This window comes from Mobilisporobacter senegalensis (assembly GCF_003752155.1).
Taxonomy (GTDB): domain Bacteria; phylum Bacillota; class Clostridia; order Lachnospirales; family Lachnospiraceae; genus Mobilisporobacter; species Mobilisporobacter senegalensis.
In genome coordinates, this window is sequence record NZ_RJVG01000013.1 from 1 (window position 1) to 21,484 (window position 21,484).

Genomic DNA, 21,484 nt, shown 5'->3' on the forward strand with positions numbered 1-21,484 from the left:
GTTAGTTTAATCTTAACTTCAAAATTAACGTTAGCTAATTTTTCCGTTTCCTTTAGTTCTCACTAAAGTTTACTGTTTTTAGGTTGTGTCCAATTCTCATTGAACACGGTTCGTTTTATTACTGAAATTCTTTTTATTTAGAATTTTCAGGGTTGTTTCACTGTTTAGTTATCAATGTTCTTTGTGTTCCTCTGACAGGCCCTCTGGCGCGTCAGCAAAAATGATTATAGCATCATCAAAAGACGATGTCAACACCTTTTCAAATATTATGTACATTTTTTTTAATATTATGTCTAAATTTCTAAAATAGCACTTTCGCCATATTGGTTATTACACTTAAAAGCAAATTATTGTCATAAATCATCATTAAAAAACTGCTTTCATTAATCAGCTTATAAATGTCTCCACCCCATTCGCTTCCTCCAAAGCAAGTCAGCAAAATACACAGCACCCATATTACCACCAGCCCGTGTATTAATCCAATAATAAATCCGGCACTTTTATTGAGGCCATTGATTATTGGCAATTTACTAATTAGATCTAATGTATTTGAAATCAGGAAAAGGGCAATATTTATTATTAGAAATGTTAATATAAAAGAAAGCGCATTGATAATGACACAAGTAAGATAATTATTTACATATTCCTTAAAACTATTAATTGCCAATGCTTTATATACTTCCCCATTATTATTTTCTATCAGAGCATTTTTAAGAGAGTTTGGCAATGACAGCTCTTTTATATCTTCAACTTGTTCTGTCACTGTTCCATCTTCTTTTTCAACTTCCACGATTTTTGAGACTGCTCCTGAAATATAGGAATATATTTTTTCATTATTTTGAAGGGCCTTGCTAATATAAGGACTAAATGTTGAGGTTAAGAACAATGCAAATATCAGAGAAAAAAGGGTAAATACAGTTTTGATAAATCCTTCTCTTTTTCCTTTAAATCCATAGAATATTAGTATTGCAAGAACTACTACTACTAACCAATTCATTATTCGTTATCCTCCATTAGCTTTATTTCTTTTATATTCACGTCATCTATCAAATAATATTTATTTAATTTGTTCATAGGATAAATATAAGATATATTTTTATCAAAGGTTCCATGGAACTTTTCGTTTCCGTTCACCCTAAGAATATAGCATTCTAAATTTGTTTTAAATATAATATCATTCCCATAAATAGCCACATTTTCATAATCGTAATCCACCGTTTTATCCAAGATTTTTTTACCCTTTAAATCATACACCAGGATTTTATACTTTTCGGAACCCTCGAGATTTTCAAGGATAAATCCAATACGTTCTTCATCGTAAAATATACTTCTGATCTCTGATTTAAAAGTTTCTTCATAAATCGTCTTAGGTTGTTCCTTCATAGAATATAATGTGAATTTATTTTCTGCAAATGCACAAACAATATTATTAGTGATGAATTCCACTTTAGGAACGATTACTTGCTTATATACAAACATGCCAACTATATTATTAATTGCATTTTCGCCCACTTCACTAAAACTGTAGAAAGTAACCGCATTTTCTGTTACTCCATTTTTTGTAGACAAATAACTTGTCACTAATTTGGTCCCATCCTCTGATATATCAATATCAATTGGGTATCCATCCTCAGTTGAAGTTTTTAAATCATTCAATAAAGGTTTAGATGTATCATACGGGTAGTATATACTTATGATATTTGCATTCTTGTCCTGCAATAATACCGCAACAACTCCTTGTTTTGCTACCTTAACCTGCAGAATTGGAAGGAGCGTCTCTACTTTTCCCGCTTTTCCCTTATTATCAAAAACATAGAGATTTTTACTGCCTATATCTGCAACAGCAACATAATCTCCGCATATATCCGCTTTTGGTTCCTTCATATCATATGTACTATTCCAAATTACATTGCCTTTGTTGTCAAGTGCAGAAGCTCCATCTCTACTATATTTCAATAACTTATTTCCATATTTTAAATATTTAACAGTATTGCTATCTGCTCTTTCTGTTGAAGATAAAGTTTTATATGTGCTATAGCTCTTATGAGCTATGGAATAAAAAATATATATTGAAAAAATAAGAGCTATTAGGATAATAATACTGATAAATATCTTAAAAGTTCTCTTGTTTTGCTTTTTATTTATGTTTTTATTTCCATCATCTAAAAGTTCTTTGAATCTTGCCATCAATTATAAACCTACTTTCGTTTATCTTACGCTTTTTATGGTCCCGTTATAAGTTAATACAATATACAAGCAGATTAGGCTCAAAAACTTCGTTTTTTCGCTTACGTTGCTCCTGCTAATACAAAAATGCTTCACATTTTTGTCCCGTGAGCAATTTTACTCTTGCGAGCAAGTAAAATTGCTTTCACGAGTATTATACCTTATTTTGGGGAAAGTGCAAACTACGAAATCCTAGGTTATATTTACTATAAAATTACGGAAGTCTGATTTTTTGGCCAATCAGGATCTTATCTTGATCCTCTATATTATTCGCTGCCATAATTTCGTCCACATAATCAGATGTCTTGTAATATTTCATACTTATTGATATTAACGAATCACCTGATTTTATTGTATGATATTTGGGCTTGGCGGTTGTCTGTTTTGAAGTAGTTTCTTTCTCTTCCTTTTTTTCGTTGGTTTCTTTATCCTGGGATGTATCTTCTTTTGATTCCTCCTCTTTTTTAGTCGATTCATTTGAATCCTTCGTTGTGTCTTTTGAAGAGTCTTTCTCCTCATCTACTTTAGAAGCGGTTGATTCCTCTGATGTTTTTTTAGAAGAATCATTTTCTTTCTCATACTCTTCTTTTAATTTATCAATTTCTCCAGACATTGTCTCCACTTCAGTAACTTTTTCTTTTTCTTCTTCCTCTTCCATTTGAGTTGCTTCTTCTATTGGCAGATCTTTCTGTTCTCCAATCACATAGTCAGAGATTGTATTTAATGTCTTCTCTATTTTTTGCATTTGGTCATAATTGTTTAACATAGTTGCTCCAATTACCAATACTACAACTGCAAGAACAGTACTTGCTGCATATAACAGATTTACTACATTCCCCTGTTCTTTCTCCGGTTTATTCTCTTTTTTACTCTCGATAATATGTCTTATTTCTTTTATTGCTTTATCTTCATAGCCTGCGTCTATGCTGTTAGCTTTCTTGTTTTCTACCATGTAGTTCTGCATTTCTTCATTTCTCTCATAATATATGTAATAACCCGATTGCCTGCACAATTTATTATTATTAAAGACATGAAAAGCTTCCTCTTTTTCTATACTATCATACATTAAAAGAGCTTTATCCTGGCCTGCAAAATTATCTACATGAACTTTTAACAGCTGATCTGTAGTATCCAGTGTCATCCCTGGTTTCGATACATACCATCCCACAATTTCTACATCATCAAAATACTTTTTTACATCATCATATATATTCGTCCAGATTTCATTGGTAAATGCCGTCTGTGTCTCAATATCAACCCCGATTGCTTCCACTGCCCCACTGATGAATATACTTTTGCCTCCATCTATTTTAATGAACTGACCAAGCAAGACAGCAACTTTATAATGGCTATAATCCTTCATAGCCAGTTGCCTTACATAAGTCATTACATAATCTTCAATATATATTTTTCTTGAGTTGTCAGGTTGTCCTATTTGCCTTATATTCTTTGGCATACGAAACATTATATTTGAATTGTTCCAATTTTTTTCACCCTTTTTTTCATTACTATATATACTTTCTATCATTTCCCTCTTCCTTTCCTATGTAGTTTACCTACTTGTCCTTATAGATATCCTAGCATAGAAAGTTTAATATTTTTGTCAAATCTGGATATTTTCCCCTTAAAGTTTTCTACCTTTTACCAAATAATATCCATTAAGAATTTATATTTCGAAAATATTATTGATTTTTAAATTCTATAAATAGACAAAGCAAAATAATTTTAGGCATGCTGTGTAAAATTACTAATATTAGGCAATACTTTTCCTATCAAGTTTAGATATTTAGAGGTGTAGAATGAACTATTGTTTGGAGAACAAAAAGAAGACGTACTATTTTAATGCTTTAGAAAATCTGAGTGCTTTTCATTTTAGCAAAGCCCTTACAGAATTATTACAGAAGTATATGAATAGAAATACCAAAATCGTTTTTTTATGTATTGGTTCTGATCGTGCAACTGGCGATAGTCTAGGTCCTATCATAGGATATAAATTATCAAAAATGAATTATCATAATTGTAAGGTATATGGAACTCTTGAAAGTCCGGTACATGCAAACAATCTTGCCCAAACGATTGAATCCATACAAGCAAACCATAAGAATTCATTAGTTGTGGCAATTGATGCATCCCTTGGAACCCGAAATCATATTGGCTATATTACACTTGGGGAAGGTTCATTAAAACCAGGGTCTGGTGTTGAAAAAATTTTGCCGGAAGTAGGGGATATTCATATTACCGGAATTGTAAATTTATCTGGTATCTTTGACAATATGCTGCTGCAAACTACGAGATTGAATGTGGTTATGAAATTAGCTGACTGTATCAGCCTTGGGATTAAATTTAGTATGTTGGGATTATAAGGTTGAAGGAGATCTTTCAGCCCTGATTTAAGAAAGTAAAATGATTAATAGCAAAAGTGCTGCTGCAAAATAGTTTCATTTAGTCTGAACACTGATTTTGCAGCAGCACTTTTAATTTCATAATGTCTTCGTTAATGATTCCCTTCCTGTTCCCAGGCAGCCAAACCTTCAGATACCGTTGTTAATCCTTGGCTTTGCATAAGTTGAATGATTCCATCCATCTTCTCTACTCTTAAAAATTCTTTCCCTATGTAGGCTTCATAATTATTCGCCATATATAAAGTTATCTCTTTGATTTTAGTATCATATTGATTCATTTCATTATGTGATTTTTCATAATTAAGATTTAAATCATTAAGTTCTTCCTGATACTTTGCCTTGATTTCAGTTACGATCACTAATTTAGTTGTATCTTCAAAATTAAGGATAGCCTCCTGTTTTTGCTCTTCAATCTCTTTTAGAACTCCATCCAGTTCCATCATTTCCTGATTGATCTTATCAAGTCCGTATCGGCTTTCATCTTTATCTTTTAATATAGATTTTTTAATTGCTTTTATCTTTTTTCTATTGGCTCTAATCTGAATGCGCAATTGCTTCGCCTGAATAATACTATCTAAATACTTTGATTTACTTATATTATTTATTAAAAGGTATAATCCACAGATAAGAATAATTGTCATAAAATAAATGGCAATCAAATAGATTATTTTTCTTTCCGGCAGCAGCCCGAAATAAATGCCACATGGGATACCTATAAAAGCAATCATTATTAAAGCTAAAATTATTATAATATCCTTAAAACTGCTTGGAAAATATAGAGAATAATATAGATTACTATTATAAATTCCAGGAATTTTGTTTTCCTTAAATATATTTTTAATATTTATGAAAAGCTTTTTATTTTCTTCCACAAGTTCCCCTGTCTCATCTTCAATTCTTTCTGAAACCTTTGCGTTCTTTATTTTTTCTTTTTTATTCTGTACCTTTTTCATTTTAATTTTTATTTTTTCTATTTGTTCATCAAAGGTCTTCTCTATTTCATCTTTTCTTTTTTTTAATGTAATGGTTATTTCATCCTGGATATCTCTCTCTTTTGATTCAATTCCTTTTTCTAATTTCTTTTCTTCTATGGCTAATTGCTCTGCATTTTCTTTATAACCATTTAATTCTAATAACTTTTCTTTGACTGTATTAAGAGCTTCAATTCCTTCTGACAATATATTCGTATTTTCCATCGTTTATCCCACCTTAAAATTGGTCTTTGATTACCTCCTCATTTTACCAAATTTTGAGCTTTTAAACAATCAAAATATAATTCTGTCTAAAATATAAATAACACTTTATATTTATTTAAGAAATTGACAGACACATTAATATTTTTTTAAGAGTTTGTACACAGTTTAGTCACATCTTTTTACTATAATAATTCTTGTAAGAGATTTTCATACATTTGAAATACTCCCCCCCTCTCATTAGCCTCAGAAAAGGGTTGGACAGATATTAAAATATTTGTCCAACCCTTTTCTATTTTTTGTTTTCTTTTATTAAACCATTATGATATGCATTTAACAGTTCTTCTAATCCATTAATTCTTTCCATAATATCTTTCCCAATATCGGTATCCTTTACAAATCTTCTGATATTAGCTCGCTCTACAATTAAAGTATCCGAATGAATATCACTTTCATTTGCAATTACTTCTTCTTTGGATGTAAATGGTTCGTGGGATATAAGTCGAAGCCCATATGAATTATATATTAAAGTATATCCCGCAATACCTGTCTTTGCCTGATATGACTTGGAAAATCCTCCATCGATAATTAAAAGCTTTCCATTGCATTTGATGGGACTTTCCCCCTTTTTTAATTCCACAGGCATATGACCATTAATAATATGTGTATCTGTCGTATCTAATCCAAACTCTTTTAATATCTGATTTACAATCTCTTCTTTCTCAAATAAATTGTAATAATAGTTTTTCTTTTCTCTTTGAATCTCTTTATCTGTTAAAAAATATCGTTCAAAGGTCGCCATCTTTTCTTTTCCATATACAGGAGAGTTTTCATTGGACCAGATGTACCATATAATATCCTGGCCGAATGTTTTTTCCTCTTTATTATCATAGGCATAATAACCTTTGCGGATATTATATTCCAGTACATCATATAGTTTCTTTCCGCTATAATAATATTCCCCTATCTCTACCTCACGAAACGTTCCATCTTCATTTAAAGGAACACAGCCATGATATAAAAGATTATTATTATATACAAGATAAAGGCTGCCTTTCGCAAGAAGAAAACGGATGTGCCGCTGCAATTTCTCGCAATTTATAAATGCCTGCTTCAAGCGCTGCATCAATTTTACTTCGTCCTCTGAAAGTTCATATGGATTGTTCCAATCTATCGTTGGAAAATTAGTATCCTTCAGTTCGTATTCTTTTTCATTGTAAACCAATATCTTCTTTGATAAATCTATCTTATCAAGCAGCAACCTGTCTTCCATTTTGAATTCCTGTCTTTTTTGAATGATCTGACCTTCTAATTTAAATTGGATGATAGCAATTGCCTTATGCATTTTTCTCTCTAATTCTAATTCATTTTGATTAAAAAGCATTTTATTTTGTTCCACCTGGAAAGCATTACAAGGATCATCTCCATAGATTTCTCCTGCAAAAGTGGCCAATGGAATTAAATTAATACCATAACCGTCTTCTAATGTATCCAGATTCCCATGCTTTGCAGAAATACGAATCACATTGGCTATGCAGGCAAGGTGCCCTGAAGCTGCACCCATCCACAATATATCATGATTTCCCCATTGAATATCTACAGAATGATATTTCATTAGTGTATCCATTATAACATGAGGACCAGGACCTCTGTCGAAAATGTCCCCAATAATATGGAGATGATCGATCACTAATCGCTGAATAAGATCGCATAATGCAATAATAAAGTCGTCTGCCTTACCGATTCTTATAATAGTTGCTATAATTTCATTATAATAGGCTTCCTTATTCTGAATATCAGCTTTCTCATTTAATAGTTCTTCAATTACATATGCAAAATCTCTAGGTAATGCTTTTCTCACTTTGGAACGGGTATATTTGGTAGAAACCATTCTACTGATTTGAATTAAACGATTAAAGGTAATTTTATACCAATCTTCCAGACAATCTTCTTCTTTTCGAATGAGTTTCAATTTCTCTTCCGGATAATAAATCAGGGAAGCCAGACTTTTCTTATCTTTATTGCTTAAGGTATTTCCATAAGCCACATCGATTTTATTCTTAATCGCACCAGACCCATTCTTTAATATATGTATAAACTGTTCATATTCTCCATGAATGTCTGAAATAAAATGTTCTGTTCCTTTGGGAAGATTAAGTATTGATTGTAAATTAATTATCTCCGTACATGCCTCTCCCACACTGGAATATTGTATTGCCATACTTTTTAGATACTTCATTGTTAAGCTGTCCATATTTTACCTCCAAAAGTTTTCTAAAACCTTTTCTTTATGGCTAAATATTCTCTATCTGCCAATCAATTGGCCCTATTCCATTTTCTTTTAAAAATTCATTTGCCTTACTAAAATGCTTACATCCAAAAAATCCTCTATAAGCAGACAATGGACTTGGATGAGGAGCTCTCAGTATTAGATGTTTCGGATTCGTTAACATGGGAATTTTACTCTGTGCAGGTTTTCCCCACAGAAAATACACGATTGGTCTGTCCTGTTCATTGACTGCCCTTATCACTGCATCTGTAAACTGCTCCCATCCTTTTCCCTGATGAGAATTGGCTTGATGTGCTCTTACTGTGAGAACAGTATTCAATAAAAGTACTCCTTGGTCTGCCCATTTTTTCAGATAGCCATTATTAGGAATATAACATCCCAAATCATCAGAAAGCTCTTGATATATATTCTGCAGTGAAGGAGGAATTTCTTTCTGATCCGGCAGGACAGAGAAACTCATCCCATGGGCCTGACGTTCATTATGATATGGATCCTGTCCAAGTAATACAACTTTTACTTCACTTAACGGAGTCAGGTGAAAAGCATTAAAAATATCATCGGAAGGAGGATAAACCACTGCCGTACTATATTCCTTTTTCACAAAATAAAAAAGTTCTTTATAATAATTTTTACTAAATTCATTATGCAATGAAGCCAGCCAGTCATTTTGAATCATAGCCATATTTATTACTCATCTCCCTTATATCTGTAAACCACAAGAAACACCCTTGGGAAGTTTCTTTGTGGTTATTGTCGTAAAATTTTTAATCTCGCCTTGATTTTACTAGTGTTTTATAAATTGGTCAAGGAATAATTCCACCATTTTATAGTCTTGCTCTGTTTCTTGTCTTATTATCAAATCCATGACTAACCTCTCTTTGTCATATCAGATGTATTTAAATTGATTTTAAATAACTGCGAAAATTAATAAAATAAGACCGCCAATAATACCAGCACGCCAAAATATCTGCTGCATTGCAACATAAAATTCTGATGGTTCTGGATTAGCTACACTCCAACGATATTTTTGATAAAAATAAAACCTGGGGAATTTGATGTCTATCCCTGTTATTACCAGAATAATAACAGCAAAAAACACATAAAGATAATTCCCTCGAATAGTTTCCGTATTATATGTGGCCAGATCTACCACATTTTTTAATGGCACTCTATAATCTTTATTGTAAATGGATTCTCCATTTACAATAACTGTAACAGGATCATCAAATAAAATATTTCCATCTTTATCTGTTAAAAACATACTATCGACTCTATAATCAGCCTCATGAATCATTCCACTATTTACATCCTGAATATTTTCAAGCCCCGATTCCCAGTGATTGGGGTCTTTATAGTTCACTATATAATGAAACTTTAGATTATTGGGCAGATCATAAATCACTTCAGAAGAAGCAGACTTGTTTTTACTACCTTTGACTGTGATATTAATATTTCCATCTATGCTATATCCTTTATAATGAACCTCTTTTTCTGTAACAATTTTTTTCAAGAACGAATCATTATAGTAAACTCCAGGAGTTAAAAAAAATCTGCCATATAGGATGGATAGAATTATTACAATTACCACAACAGCTGATTTTAATACTAAATTCTGCCCTATCATCTGTCTCATATCCTTAATTGTCAACTCTATTCCTCCTGTAATAATCGTCATAACCCATAAATCTCTTATTCATTGGAGAATATCCATTATTTAATAATGATTGAATTCGTTCCCCCGCTAATGGGATAGCTTTGGTAAGTATAGAGTTAACCTCAAATGCCTGATATAAATTTTCATTTACAATCTCTAAAATATCATTGATTATTTCCTGTTTCTCAAATCTACTTTGTAAATCAATTCGTAATATACCAAAATGGTTAAATTCATCCTCGGCAATCCTATGAAACATTTCTATGGTTCCAATGATTTCTTCCGTATCATTTATAATGATTGTCCATCTTACAAAATATCTGTTCTTATAGGAAAAATCCCAAAAGTCAATGGCCTGTTTCATCCTTTCCAAAGTAGTATAATAAAAATCATCTCCATGGCAATTATCTGAATTAAATAATGGTACTGCCGCTTCATCCGAATAGCAGTTTAGTAACTCTTCTGCATCCTGAGTTTCTGTTTGCCTTAATGTAATTTGTCCCTTTTTAAATTCAGGACATATTTGATAAATATCCATGTTTCCTCCTCTTTCATTTCTTATTAATCTTCAGCTTCAAACCAGTTTACATTTTCGTAATTGATAAAACCCATACCTGTTGCTAAATTCATTGACTTTTCATTTTCCTGCTCAATATGTACAAATGGTATCTTATCATATCTTCATCATTTCTTGATTCTTTTCATCCCACATGCTTTTGGTTCTGAATATTCAAATCCAAATTGGGTATATAGTTTATCAGCAGGTTTATTGGCAATTAAACATACATATGCATATTCATCTGTATTCTGCTCCAGATAATTATCGATTTCTTTCATAATCATTTTACCATATCCTTTTCCCTGGTAAGCAGGATCCACCATAATATCCGAAACGATAAAAGTAATCCCCTGATCCCCTACAACTCTTCCAAATCCTATTAGATTACCTTCATCCCACAGTGAAACAATAAATAAAGAATTTTTTAATGCAATTTCGCTGTTTTTAATATGTTTTGTTCCCATTCCTGTTTTCATTCTTAGAGAAATATACTCGTTTGCAGATGGCACCGTATGTCTTATATCCATTTAAATTTCTCCCATATACTTGTAAATTATGTGTCTCTTTCTATCTTTTGCTTAACGTATATGATAACCAAAATTAATATTGTATTTTAATAACCATAAGAACCTTCAACAATTATCACATGGATACGATTACTATCAAACTGCCTGGAAATCTTTACGAAACTGTTACATATTCTGTCCTTACTCTTACAGTTAATACATTTATCCAATTTTACACATGGTGTTTTTTTCATAAGACGTTTTGCATCTAGAGGTGCTGCAATTTGTCTGACCCGTTGCAACCCTTCTTCTTCACTTTGAGTTATCTTATTGGTCCCAATAATTAAAATCACCTTAGATGGCCCATATATCATAGGGGCCACTCTGCTTCCATTTCCGTCAATATTGATAATATCTCCTTGGGTGGTGACTGCATTACAGCCGCTGATAAATATATCCACCTGAAAATTTTTCAAATAAATTTCTCTTTTTTGCTCTCTTGTTAATCCTTCTTTGTACTTATCATAAAAATCTATATTGGCTGCTCTTAAGTATTCAAAGATTCCAAGCTCCTCTAATGTGACTGAATCTCCGCATCCTACCGAAGAATTTTCAGGTATTAATCCCTTTAATAGAAAGATAAGTTCTTCCTTGTTGGATAAATAGTACCCATTCATATTATTCACTTTTAAATTATTTATTACTTTCTCTATTATCTGTACCATATTTTCCTCACGTACTTTTATTGACTATCACTGTATTTATCTTCTTGATAAGCTCGGGTTGGATCAGTGGATAAGTCCATCTATCCGGCAATTCTTTAAATAATTCAACTTTTTCAATTTCATATTCCGGTAATTCCCCAAATACTTTAATATCCGCATAATAAAGCATACCGAATGTCTCTGTTTCTTCTTTTGTTACACCATCATAACTACTTACTGAGTAAACACTTATTGGTACCATCGTATACTCAGTTGCTCCTGTTTCTTCATATAATTCTCTTTTTGCAGCTGTTAATATATCTTCCTCCGGCTCTCTATGTCCACCTGGACATTCATATGTATCTCTGGCTTTATGCTTGCAAAAGACCCATTTATTCTGAAATTTAGATATTATAACAGCAAATTTTATCAGGTTGTCCTCTACTTGATCATGGAACTTTACTTTCATTACTTTCCTCCTTAGGAACATGTGTTATATCTCTATACTTTTATCCTCTAAAAATGGCTCATACATCATAAGAGCATGATTCTCAGTGACATACTCATCTAGAATCTCATTTCCCTGAATATCATATACTTTCCGGCATATGATATTATGTCTGCTATATTTCCCAAATATCTCTTTTCTAAAATAATGTTCCTTCTCATACACCTTATAAGATTCTAAAAGTCTGGTATTCACATTATAGCATCCGCAAAGCTCTGAATCCGTCAGCCACACATTTAATTGATAAGGCTGATTCGTATCATTACGAATCATTAAATCTCTATAATTATACACACAGGTTGCTCCACTGCCAAATGGCTGGGTTCGGTTACTGTCTGGAAATACATCATAACTATGACGGTATCTCTCTACAATAGTAAGAGGAGTATGAAGAGTCATCCAATAGATCAGATTAGATAGCTGGCATAATCCTCCCCCAACTCCTGTCATAAACTTACCAGAAAATAGAATCATTCCTTTTTGATACCCTTTTCTTTTGTTTGGTTTCCCTATTAATTTCCAATAAGAGAAGGTTTCTCCCGGATTTATGATAATATGATTTATCTTTTCTGCTGCCAGGGAAAGATTTGCTATTTTGTTGTATTGCAGGTACATGTCTACATCCTTTAACTTACGGAGCAATGGTGTACTATGAAAAATACACGTATATTGATACGGATGATTATCTTTATATTTTGCAAATTTAATATCACCTGTCATCCAGAAAATTCTTCTCCTCATTCGATAATAGTACTTGCCCATAAATAATCTTATTCTGCTTCTCTTCTTCGGTTTCAGATTGTAATCTATCATACCTTTCTTCTTACCCTCTTACAATTTTATTTATATTACATATTCTAACATAAATAATATACTTATCATCAACAGATTTCACTTCTTTTAATATTTTCTCATTTAGGGCAGGAAACTTTATCACTCCACCTATGCCCTGGATAAATAAAAGATAAGGCTGTAAATCCTAATATGCTGGGAATCAGGATAAAAGCCAAAAATTTCAATGTATCAGCCCCCTTAATAATAAAATGATTATGAATTGGGCTTAAAATCTGGGTTGTAGTCATAAGGGCAACATGAAATCCTGTTGATGTCCAAAAACTTCCGGATACCGCTCTTAGATAACTTAAAATAAATGCAAATCCAGGCAAGAATAAAAGTTGCTCTATGGAATAAATGCTACCAATGAAATAACCAAATACCGTGAATAATATCACTTGCAAAACTAAAGTCAGCCAATGGGGAAATATAACATTTAAATATTTATATATAAATCCTCTAAAAATAAGTTCTTCGGGTAAACCTTCTATTAGAAATACCGTGATAAATAAGATTATATAACTCCCTATAATCTGCTTAAAATCCGTCCTCACTGTTATTTCTACCCATCCTGTTACTAAACAAATTGCAGCACCGATGAATGCAGGTATTGTCCAAAGAAGCACTCCTAATAAAAAAGAACATAAATTAGAACGTATCGCTCCTCTCCTTAATTGTCTTATACCTGTATTTATCATTTGCATGATAGCAATAAGAATGATGCTTAGAATACTGGTGATCACCCCTAGAAGAAAATGATTGAAAGAGTTATAACCTTCTTTAAAATATTCTTCATTAAGATATTTTATTAAATTCCAAATGATTATTGAAAATATATATATTATCAGAATATTTAAAATGATTTTTCCTTTATCACGATACAAATTTCATTCCTCCCAAGATTGCATAACTTTCATAGTTACATTTATTTTTAAAAAACCATAGAAAATAGGTAATTCTAATACCTGTTCCCTATGGTCCTAAATTAGGCAAAACTGTCATTGGGTAACCCCCAAACCATTTACTGAAACTGTGCAAGTATCTTACCATCAGAATCGGCGACATACCAGGTGACACTAACACATCTGCCTCTCCATCCATAGCTGGTATCATTATAATCCATACATGTCACAGGAATAATCAGATAATCACCATATTTTTTTACATATGCACTATAGTCAAATTTCTCGTTTTGTTTGTAAGAAAGATTAATAAAGGATTTGACTAAATTACTCTTATTGGTTCCAGATGTAAAACGGGATACCGTAATCAATTCTTTACCGTCCGCCTTTGCACAATAGGTTTTATCTCCCAGAATATTGAAGGATTCTGTACCAGTAGTTTTGTATATATAAGAAGATGTTTTACCGGTCTTTGTGTTGTATTGAAAATGTTCTCCGCTGCTATCGGTTCCCCTATAGAAGATGCTGCTATCATTATGATATATCTGGTCCTCATATAACTGCTTTGCGATAACAGATTTTGTATTTGTACTGGAATCTAATTTTTTTAATGTTCCGTACCAATAGCTGCCGGAACCTTCATACGTACCATATTGATAATAAATATCTCCGTTTATTTCAGCGATATCGGACACCGTTGGATATATCCGCTCCGTTCCATTCAGCTTAATCTTTTCTGTAGTTAAAACAGACAGCCTTGTCTGCTCTGGCATCAGCGTGTATAATGTAAGCTTTGAAGAAGCCTCATTAAATTGAGCAAAATACAATGTGTTATCCAAGTTTTTCACAAAACTGAAGGTCATGTTGCCGGTATAAATCAGAGTAGCTTTTTTGCTGTCATAATCTCTTTTATATAACTTACTTTCTTCCCCTTTAATAACAGAATAGTAAATACTGCTGTCGTCAAGACATATGAAGTAGCCGTTGCAAATAGTTTTTTGTTCTTTGGCATCAATGGAAACCGAATAAGTCTGATAGACATCTTTTTCCCCTTCATAGCTGGTATAATACAGGGTGTCATTATGAAGCATCATCCCTAAAATATCATTCTTTGACGATAACAGTCTGGTTTTATTACCCGTGGCAACCTCAAACCGGTAAATATCGTATGAATATTCATCGCCTTCTACCCGCTGAATATAATAGATATTTCCTCTGTCTTCCACCATAGGAGAATATTCGTAAACTGTTGCGTTAGCAGCTGCACTGGTAATAAGGACATTCTGAGGCAGTAGAAAGACAATTATGGAAAAGACTAAAATAAAGCTGAGTATTCGTTTTGTTATTGTGTTCATTGCATTCTCCTTATTCTCAAATAGTTTATATGATTAACAGATTCCGGTATTACACTCTAGATTGCCCATCATCAAAACATTTATCATCAATCTTATCTTAGTATATTATTACTTTCTTTTCAATTATTATTTTGGAATTATTAGGTTTTATATCTTATTCTTTTCTTGGCTTTTTCTAGCGTTAATTTTAAAGAAATTATCCGTGGTCTGGTCTGGAAAAGAAAAAAACAGACCTGAGACGGGGCGGTGAAACGCTCTATCCAGGTCTGCTTTCGATTTTATTTTAGTGCTATTTTCTATTCTGTCTAAAAGGATAAACGAGGCTATTCCACGATAAATTGGGATACATGTTGACAAAATCCATAAATACCCTTATAGCTCTACTCTTCCTTCTAAAGCACGAAGGAGCGTAACCTCATCAATATATTCAAGATCTCCTCCAACCGGTACTCCACTGGCAATTCGGCTTACTTTAATACCTGTTGGTTTAATTAATTTACTAATATACATTGCAGTTGTTTCGCCTTCCAGGCTTGAGTTGGTTGCTATAATTACCTCCTCAACCTCTCCTTCCAGTCTGATCATCAACTCTTTTAATTTAATATCAGCAGGTCCAATGCCTAACATAGGAGAGATAGCACCATGTAATACATGATATACCCCTTCATATTTTCCTGTTTTCTCATAGGCTGCAAGGTCTCTTGGATTTTCAACAACCATTATCGTCTTTTTGTTTCTTTTATCACTTCTACAGATGGGACACAAGTCATTATCCGTAAGAGTATAACAATCCTTACAGTATCTTACATTCTTCTTGGCCTGTTCGATGGAACTGGACAGACTTTTTACTTGGTCTTCTGGCATGTTGATAATATGAAATGCAAGCCTTTGAGCTGATTTGTGGCCAATCCCAGGTAATCTTGAAAGTTCTTCAATTAACTTGCTTATCTGACTGCTATAATAATCCATTAGAAAGGAAATCCTCCACCAAGGCCGCCTAATCCACCAGTAATCGAGTTCATCACAGATGCAGATTCTTCTTCCATCTTTCTAAGTGCTTCATTCGTAGCTGCAACAATTAAATCTTCCAGCATCTCAATATCATCCGGGTCTACTACTTCCTGTGATAACTTAACAGATAATACTTCCTTCTTACCTGATACTCGAACTGTAACAGCTCCACCACCGGCAGTTGCTTCCCATTCTTTTTCCTCAATTTCCTTTGTCTTTTCTTCCATCTGCTTTTGCATCTTTTGTGCTTGTTTCATTAAATTATTCATGTTACCAGGCATTGCTCCTGGGAATCCTCCACGTTTTGCCATACTAACGTCCTCCTTTAATCTTCATATTCGATATTCATTTTTATTATTTTAGTCAAGTCAGGAAAATCATTCATTGATTCCTGCCCTTGATTAATAAGCTTAGTCCTAACGATTACTTGTTTATGGATCATCTTTTCAATTGCATTTGTTATTTCCCTTAAGCGCTCTTCATTATCAATAAAATCTTTATCCACTTCTTCATTAAAAACAAGAAGTAATGTATTATCGCCATTAATACTTGGCCTTGCACTTGTTAATAATGCCCGTATTACCGGTGATACATTCATAACAATACTATTCCAGTTTTTTGCTACCTCTTTCAAATCTTCTGGAATTGCATTTGGCAGGATGATTGGGGCTTGCAGCTCTTGTTCCTTCTCTGGGATAACTTCTTTCGGGACTGTCCCATTCTCCTGATTATTAACTGCAGGAATCCCTTTCTCTATCTTCGCCTCAATTTGACTTAATCTATTTAAAATAGAATCATAATTTGTTTCCATTGCCGGTTTACATAGCTTAATCAATGCTATTTCTACAAGAACTCTTTTTTGGGTGGCATATTTCACCTGGTTGGATAATTCTGATAATATTCTGATATATCTCATTAAAGTATCCACATCGATCAATGTAGCTTCCTGTCTTAGCAATTCTACATTATCAGATGATATATCAATAATATCAAGGGCTTGATCCGATGTTTTCACTAATAAAAGATTTCTCAGATACCATGTAAAATCAATTACAAACTGTCCAATCTCTCTTCCACCTATAATCAGTTCTTCTAATAGCTCTATGCAGCTTATTATATTATTATTAATAATATTCTTTAGCATTCTACTGAATATTTCAATATCTACTGCCCCCAGAACTTCTAATACATTATCATATGTTAATTTCTGTCCGAAGTAAAAAGCGATACATTGATCTAATAAGCTTAGTGCATCTCTCATAGAGCCATCTGCTGTTTTAGCAATATACCTGATTGCTTTATCTTCTACTTCAATACTCTCTTTCTCCATAAGTTCCAGTAATCTGGCAGAAATAGTATCTATAGTAATTCGTTTAAAATCATATCTTTGGCATCTTGAAAGAATGGTAATAGGTATCTTGTGGGCTTCTGTTGTAGCCAATATAAAGATCACATATGCAGGCGGCTCTTCCAGGGTTTTCAAAAGAGCATTGAACGCCCCTGCTGAAAGCATATGAACTTCATCAATGATATATACTTTATAACGGCCTTCTGTTGGTGAATATTGTACTTCATCAATAATCTCACGTATATTATCAACACCATTATTGGATGCTGCATCTATTTCTATTACATTCATGGAAGTTTGACCATTAATTGATTTACACATACTACATTCATTACATGGACTGCCTTCAACTGGATTCTCGCAATTCACAGCTTTCGCTAATATCTTGGCGATTGTTGTTTTACCAGTACCTCTGGTACCGCAAAAAAGATATGCATGTCCAATTCTTCCAGCATTCACTTGATTTTTTAATGTAGTTACAATATGTTCTTGTCCCTTTACATCGTTAAACTCGCTAGGGCGAAATTTCCTATAAAGAGCTGTATATGCCATTTTTGCACTTCCTTATCTAATTCCTGATTTTATTTATCTCTAAATCACTAAAGTTAATTGTACTATAATTATTATAATTTATCCATAGAATTTTTCTACTTACCAAGGAAAAGGCTGTTGCGTAAATAAGCAACAGCCCTCTGTTATTTTAAGTAAATGTTAAAAATTATTTTGAATTGAGTTATAAAATCCACATAACTCAGATTCATTGGAGAATCCTGATCTTATTGCCTCTTCTCTTTTTACGGCATATAACTCAGCCATGGTCGCTTCAAAATATGGTTGAACAAAAAGAATTCCTATTCCGCAAGGAATTGCTCCAAGAAGATACCATCCTATAAAAGATAATTGCAGAACAAATATATTAAATTTATCTCCATCTGTCATATACTTACTTAATTCAAATGCTCTGTTTTTATCTATATCAGGATTCTCAGCCATAATATATGGTATCATACAGTATTCATATGATTTTATGATTCCTGGTATAATAAGCAATAGTGTCCAAAGGAACGTATAAAGACCACGGAAAAACATAACTGTTACTGTATTCATATATCTGCCTTTTCGAAAATTAGCAAACATTGTGGTAAATTGTGCACCATTCTCTCTGCTATGCATAAAGAAATAATTTTTACCAGCTTCAATTGGTCCTGAAACAAAAGTAGCAAATACAATTGCAATAATAATTACCAATATGATGAATCCTATTATGAATGGTAAAAATGTCACAAACATGGTGGTTATTTCATTTTCTATGGCACTTATATCATTTCCTAAAGGAAAAGAATTATTATTCCTCGTATTAGAATAATTTCTAAAACTACTTCCACCGCCTCCGCCAGAACCACCGGAGCCTCCTAAGATTCCTGCAACAATACATACCACAAAAGCAATCCAATAGTATCTTTTTAGAGCTGATTTCGCTTTAGTTTTTAATTCAGATCTACTCCACATTACTTATCCCTCTTTCCTATAAACAACGTATTATTTAATTCTATTATATAGTATATGAGGTAAACTTACAACAATCCATCTAATTTCTAATTGGGTTTTAATCGGATGTTAATCTATTGTAATGTAAAGTCAACTAATACATCCATGGATAAATCTTCTATGAACTGTTCCGATTTCCCCTGGTATTTTTCCCACAAATTCCGGTCTTTATATGCTGTTTTACGATAAAGATTTAGTATATCTATATTTTTTTCTTTTGTAAAATTTTGATTTAAATATAATATTGCTTCGCTCACATGGGTATTAAATATTTTTCTGGAATCACCTGAGGTGTTGCTTTGCAGTTCTGTTCCTTCCCCTGTGATTCGGATTACAATATAAGGTTTCTTATCCTTCATGGCATAAGTAAATTTTGATTTTATCCCTTTAATCTTTATGACCTGTGAATTCTCTATTACAATATCCCTGCCTTTTCCCATTCCATTCATCATATGAACATATGTTAATTGAGTCTCATCCAGGGAATCAACATATTCATTTTCTGAAAATATCCCAGCTCCAGAAAGCCAGATACGTTCTTCTTTTATCTCCAATATAGGAATGAGGACTACTTTTTTAACCTGATATTGACCATTGATCAAATCACCAATCGTCACTTTTTTAGCATCTGAGTTTTGAGGGTTATTCTCATATAACTGTTCTACATTTTCACCTATATTCCCACCAATTGTATTCACTTCTAAAAGTTTATCTGCTTGATCCTTCGTATAAAATACCATTGTATTTCTTGAAATTTCATATTTATTTTCAATAAATCCTAAAAGTTCATTTAATTTAACTTTATTCTTTACAATACTAGAGTCTAAAACTATAACTTTAAGGTGCCTTAAATCAAGGCGTTTATCAGAATTCCTTGCATAATCTTCTTCGATATCAGATATTGTTACTCCCGAATAGGTCATCACAAATTTTTCATTTTTTCCTACGGGTTGTCCTGTAAGAGCACTAAGATCCGGCCTTGCATAGGTTACCTTATACTTACCATTATCAAAACTGATTCCCATTGCCAATATAAAATCTCTATCTTCAATTTGTGTCATTTCACTGCATCCTGTAAATAAAATCAGAATCATTCCCAGCAGCAACAGATACCGGCATCTATTTTTTAATGTCTTCATGTCCAGTCGCCCTCCTTTTATCCTGCTTACTTTTTGGAAATCTTACGATACTTACTAATAAAATGAAAAGAGGGATCAGTATGGATTGTGGAATCCCTATATAGGCAAAGTATCTTCCAAAGTTTACAAATTCGTCTTCAATACTTGTGATGAACAAACTTGCAATATAAGCAAGAACGCCAAATGCAATAATTGTGTAGGAATGAATGGGTGTTTGATGTATTGCATTTTTATCACGTTTTCTATTTGGAAAATGATTCAGTATACAAAGCTGTATATATTCTTCTGTAATGTGAGCAAGGTAAAACATATAAGCGCTAAGTAAAGTAAAAATACTAAGTGTCCAAAATGCAATCATAATGCCATCCTGTCTTTTAATGAATCCTCCTGGTAATTCAATAACTTGCATAATCGTTATCACTGACCAGAACTTCTCGCTGGTCTCCCCAACTCCTAAAGTACCCACCGTAACTATATAGATAAATAAATTTAATATTCCAATTATTAAAACACCCTGCATGATATAATTGAATATTTTTTTATTTTTACTAAGATTATTACTTACATAAGGAATTACGAAAAGTAACGTTTCTAATACGGAAAAAGTTAATAAGATCAAATAACCTCCCCATAAATAATTATGGTCACCTTTTACAAAGAAACTTTGGCTCATATTGTTTTCATTCATTGCAGGTAATACTAAATTGGAGATATCTATCCTTGGTATTCCAAGAAGAAGGTATCCTATAATGGGAATAAGGACCAGATAGTAGACTAACTCAGTAAACCTTGCTCTTTTCTCAATTCCCTGTACTCCTCCATAAGCGGCCACTAAAAGTAAGGTTGTTAATATTACTTTTGGATTTGTATCCGAAAGTAATGTATCTCCAATAACATACGTAAATAGATTCACTGAGAATACCAAGAGAACGAAAAATTTTATCAGGTATAATATACTAAAGATCCCTGTAATAATACTCCCTACCGTTTTTTTAGAATACGAAATATAGCTTACTCCAATTGTTTTACTTTCTCTCTGATGGACCGGATATTCTCCCTGCCCTTGCACCTGTCTTGTATCTACTACAACTTCTCCTTTATTAAATTGTTTCATAAAGAGGTACATTATACCGGCATATACAAGTGCTAAAATGGTTCCCAGAATAACAGGAATAAATCCTTCTTCCTCTTTTCCCCTTACCGCTAAATATGGTACTATCAAACATGATGCACTGAACATATCAAATATCAACATTCTTTTTAATTGCCTATTTGATATCTTGTCATTACTAGAAAACATGATAT

The 21,484-nt window shown here is 32.6% G+C and carries 21 protein-coding genes; 1 reads left to right on the top strand and 20 read right to left on the bottom strand.

The features are described 5' to 3' along the window. Positions 1-301 precede the first annotated feature (301 nt). The 3 genes from EDD66_RS16070 to EDD66_RS16080 form a co-directional block, all read right to left on the bottom strand. Positions 302-997: a CvpA family protein gene (locus tag EDD66_RS16070; RefSeq protein WP_123610608.1), complete on the bottom strand. Its 696-nt coding sequence runs from the start codon at positions 995-997 to the stop codon at positions 302-304. Then, positions 997-2,187 carry a DUF5711 family protein gene (locus EDD66_RS16075; protein WP_123610609.1) on the bottom strand — a complete coding sequence of 397 codons (1,191 nt, stop codon included), beginning with the start codon at positions 2,185-2,187 and terminating at the stop codon, positions 997-999. The genes EDD66_RS16070 and EDD66_RS16075 overlap by 1 nt, the downstream gene beginning before the upstream one ends. A gap of 253 nt (positions 2,188-2,440) precedes the next feature. Further along, entirely contained in the window at positions 2,441-3,754 is a 1,314-nt protein-coding gene (locus tag EDD66_RS16080; RefSeq protein ID WP_123610610.1) for a LysM peptidoglycan-binding domain-containing protein, read from the bottom strand. Positions 3,755-4,025: 271 nt separating this feature from the next. Between EDD66_RS16080 and yyaC the strand changes: the two genes are divergently transcribed. Next, a complete protein-coding gene (yyaC, locus tag EDD66_RS16085) occupies positions 4,026-4,589 on the top strand; it encodes a spore protease YyaC (protein ID WP_123610611.1) in 564 nt (187 codons plus the stop codon). Between the two features lie 131 nt (positions 4,590-4,720). On the opposite strand, the gene EDD66_RS16090 is transcribed toward yyaC, so the two are convergent. The 17 genes from EDD66_RS16090 to EDD66_RS16170 all read right to left on the bottom strand — a co-directional run bounded on the left by EDD66_RS16090 (position 4,721) and on the right by EDD66_RS16170 (position 21,479). After that, a complete protein-coding gene (locus EDD66_RS16090; protein ID WP_123610612.1) occupies positions 4,721-5,824 on the bottom strand; it encodes a hypothetical protein in 1,104 nt (367 codons plus the stop codon). A 289-nt stretch (positions 5,825-6,113) separates the two neighbouring features. Then, positions 6,114-8,075 (bottom strand): fructose-1,6-bisphosphatase, encoded by a 1,962-nt coding sequence (locus EDD66_RS16095; protein WP_123610613.1) that lies wholly within the window; start codon positions 8,073-8,075, stop codon positions 6,114-6,116. A gap of 40 nt (positions 8,076-8,115) precedes the next feature. After that, on the bottom strand, positions 8,116-8,793 hold the full coding sequence (locus EDD66_RS16100) for a uracil-DNA glycosylase (RefSeq protein ID WP_123610614.1): 678 nt from the start codon (positions 8,791-8,793) through the stop codon (positions 8,116-8,118). A 225-nt stretch (positions 8,794-9,018) separates the two neighbouring features. Further along, positions 9,019-9,759, bottom strand: a complete 741-nt coding sequence (locus EDD66_RS16105; protein WP_123610615.1) for a hypothetical protein — start codon at positions 9,757-9,759, stop codon at positions 9,019-9,021. After that, entirely contained in the window at positions 9,749-10,303 is a 555-nt protein-coding gene (locus EDD66_RS16110; protein ID WP_123610616.1) for a GNAT family N-acetyltransferase, read from the bottom strand. The genes EDD66_RS16105 and EDD66_RS16110 overlap by 11 nt, the downstream gene beginning before the upstream one ends. 146 nt (positions 10,304-10,449) lie before the next feature. Continuing rightward, positions 10,450-10,851 carry a GNAT family N-acetyltransferase gene (locus EDD66_RS16115; protein ID WP_123610617.1) on the bottom strand — a complete coding sequence of 134 codons (402 nt, stop codon included), beginning with the start codon at positions 10,849-10,851 and terminating at the stop codon, positions 10,450-10,452. Between the two features lie 86 nt (positions 10,852-10,937). Next, complete coding sequence (locus EDD66_RS16120) at positions 10,938-11,555, bottom strand: lactate utilization protein (RefSeq protein ID WP_123610618.1); 618 nt, start codon at positions 11,553-11,555, stop codon at positions 10,938-10,940. A 7-nt stretch (positions 11,556-11,562) separates the two neighbouring features. After that, positions 11,563-12,003: an NUDIX hydrolase gene (locus tag EDD66_RS16125; RefSeq protein ID WP_123610619.1), complete on the bottom strand. Its 441-nt coding sequence runs from the start codon at positions 12,001-12,003 to the stop codon at positions 11,563-11,565. Positions 12,004-12,027: 24 nt separating this feature from the next. Beyond that, the gene (locus EDD66_RS16130) at positions 12,028-12,855 is read right to left on the bottom strand and encodes a VanW family protein (RefSeq protein ID WP_123610620.1); all 828 of its coding nucleotides are present in this window, start codon (positions 12,853-12,855) and stop codon (positions 12,028-12,030) included. A 98-nt stretch (positions 12,856-12,953) separates the two neighbouring features. Next, on the bottom strand, positions 12,954-13,760 hold the full coding sequence (locus EDD66_RS16135) for a CPBP family intramembrane glutamic endopeptidase (RefSeq protein WP_123610621.1): 807 nt from the start codon (positions 13,758-13,760) through the stop codon (positions 12,954-12,956). Positions 13,761-13,897: 137 nt separating this feature from the next. Beyond that, positions 13,898-15,133, bottom strand: a complete 1,236-nt coding sequence (locus EDD66_RS16140; RefSeq protein ID WP_123610622.1) for a DUF5050 domain-containing protein — start codon at positions 15,131-15,133, stop codon at positions 13,898-13,900. A 372-nt stretch (positions 15,134-15,505) separates the two neighbouring features. Further along, the gene (recR, locus tag EDD66_RS16145) at positions 15,506-16,102 is read right to left on the bottom strand and encodes a recombination mediator RecR (protein WP_123610623.1); all 597 of its coding nucleotides are present in this window, start codon (positions 16,100-16,102) and stop codon (positions 15,506-15,508) included. Further along, complete coding sequence (locus tag EDD66_RS16150; RefSeq protein ID WP_123610624.1) at positions 16,102-16,455, bottom strand: YbaB/EbfC family nucleoid-associated protein; 354 nt, start codon at positions 16,453-16,455, stop codon at positions 16,102-16,104. Before EDD66_RS16150 ends, recR begins: the two co-directional genes overlap by 1 nt. A 14-nt stretch (positions 16,456-16,469) precedes the next feature. After that, positions 16,470-18,044 carry a DNA polymerase III subunit gamma/tau gene (gene dnaX / locus EDD66_RS16155; RefSeq protein ID WP_123610625.1) on the bottom strand — a complete coding sequence of 525 codons (1,575 nt, stop codon included), beginning with the start codon at positions 18,042-18,044 and terminating at the stop codon, positions 16,470-16,472. A 159-nt stretch (positions 18,045-18,203) separates the two neighbouring features. Next, complete coding sequence (locus EDD66_RS16160; protein ID WP_123610626.1) at positions 18,204-19,001, bottom strand: DUF975 family protein; 798 nt, start codon at positions 18,999-19,001, stop codon at positions 18,204-18,206. A gap of 113 nt (positions 19,002-19,114) precedes the next feature. Next, positions 19,115-20,179 (bottom strand): Ger(x)C family spore germination protein, encoded by a 1,065-nt coding sequence (locus tag EDD66_RS16165; RefSeq protein WP_123610627.1) that lies wholly within the window; start codon positions 20,177-20,179, stop codon positions 19,115-19,117. Then, positions 20,160-21,479 (bottom strand): GerAB/ArcD/ProY family transporter, encoded by a 1,320-nt coding sequence (locus EDD66_RS16170; protein ID WP_123610628.1) that lies wholly within the window; start codon positions 21,477-21,479, stop codon positions 20,160-20,162. Before EDD66_RS16170 ends, EDD66_RS16165 begins: the two co-directional genes overlap by 20 nt. Positions 21,480-21,484 lie beyond the last annotated feature (5 nt).

What these genes read in the sequence shown, in the direction of transcription:
- dnaX (WP_123610625.1), bottom strand. Translation starts at nt 18,044, where the DNA reads ATGGCATATACAGCTCTTTATAGGAAATTTCGCCCTAGCGAGTTTAAC.
- EDD66_RS16080 (WP_123610610.1), bottom strand. Translation starts at nt 3,754, where the DNA reads ATGATAGAAAGTATATATAGTAATGAAAAAAAGGGTGAAAAAAATTGG.
- EDD66_RS16130 (WP_123610620.1), bottom strand. Translation starts at nt 12,855, where the DNA reads ATGATAGATTACAATCTGAAACCGAAGAAGAGAAGCAGAATAAGATTA.
- recR (WP_123610623.1), bottom strand. Translation starts at nt 16,102, where the DNA reads ATGGATTATTATAGCAGTCAGATAAGCAAGTTAATTGAAGAACTTTCA.
- EDD66_RS16150 (WP_123610624.1), bottom strand. Translation starts at nt 16,455, where the DNA reads ATGGCAAAACGTGGAGGATTCCCAGGAGCAATGCCTGGTAACATGAAT.
- EDD66_RS16115 (WP_123610617.1), bottom strand. Translation starts at nt 10,851, where the DNA reads ATGGATATAAGACATACGGTGCCATCTGCAAACGAGTATATTTCTCTA.
- EDD66_RS16070 (WP_123610608.1), bottom strand. Translation starts at nt 997, where the DNA reads ATGAATTGGTTAGTAGTAGTAGTTCTTGCAATACTAATATTCTATGGA.
- EDD66_RS16075 (WP_123610609.1), bottom strand. Translation starts at nt 2,187, where the DNA reads ATGGCAAGATTCAAAGAACTTTTAGATGATGGAAATAAAAACATAAAT.
- yyaC (WP_123610611.1), top strand. Translation starts at nt 4,026, where the DNA reads ATGAACTATTGTTTGGAGAACAAAAAGAAGACGTACTATTTTAATGCT.
- EDD66_RS16170 (WP_123610628.1), bottom strand. Translation starts at nt 21,479, where the DNA reads ATGTTTTCTAGTAATGACAAGATATCAAATAGGCAATTAAAAAGAATG.
- EDD66_RS16095 (WP_123610613.1), bottom strand. Translation starts at nt 8,075, where the DNA reads ATGGACAGCTTAACAATGAAGTATCTAAAAAGTATGGCAATACAATAT.
- EDD66_RS16120 (WP_123610618.1), bottom strand. Translation starts at nt 11,555, where the DNA reads ATGGTACAGATAATAGAGAAAGTAATAAATAATTTAAAAGTGAATAAT.
- EDD66_RS16100 (WP_123610614.1), bottom strand. Translation starts at nt 8,793, where the DNA reads ATGGCTATGATTCAAAATGACTGGCTGGCTTCATTGCATAATGAATTT.
- EDD66_RS16165 (WP_123610627.1), bottom strand. Translation starts at nt 20,179, where the DNA reads ATGAAGACATTAAAAAATAGATGCCGGTATCTGTTGCTGCTGGGAATG.
- EDD66_RS16110 (WP_123610616.1), bottom strand. Translation starts at nt 10,303, where the DNA reads ATGGATATTTATCAAATATGTCCTGAATTTAAAAAGGGACAAATTACA.
- EDD66_RS16125 (WP_123610619.1), bottom strand. Translation starts at nt 12,003, where the DNA reads ATGAAAGTAAAGTTCCATGATCAAGTAGAGGACAACCTGATAAAATTT.
- EDD66_RS16090 (WP_123610612.1), bottom strand. Translation starts at nt 5,824, where the DNA reads ATGGAAAATACGAATATATTGTCAGAAGGAATTGAAGCTCTTAATACA.
- EDD66_RS16140 (WP_123610622.1), bottom strand. Translation starts at nt 15,133, where the DNA reads ATGAACACAATAACAAAACGAATACTCAGCTTTATTTTAGTCTTTTCC.
- EDD66_RS16160 (WP_123610626.1), bottom strand. Translation starts at nt 19,001, where the DNA reads ATGTGGAGTAGATCTGAATTAAAAACTAAAGCGAAATCAGCTCTAAAA.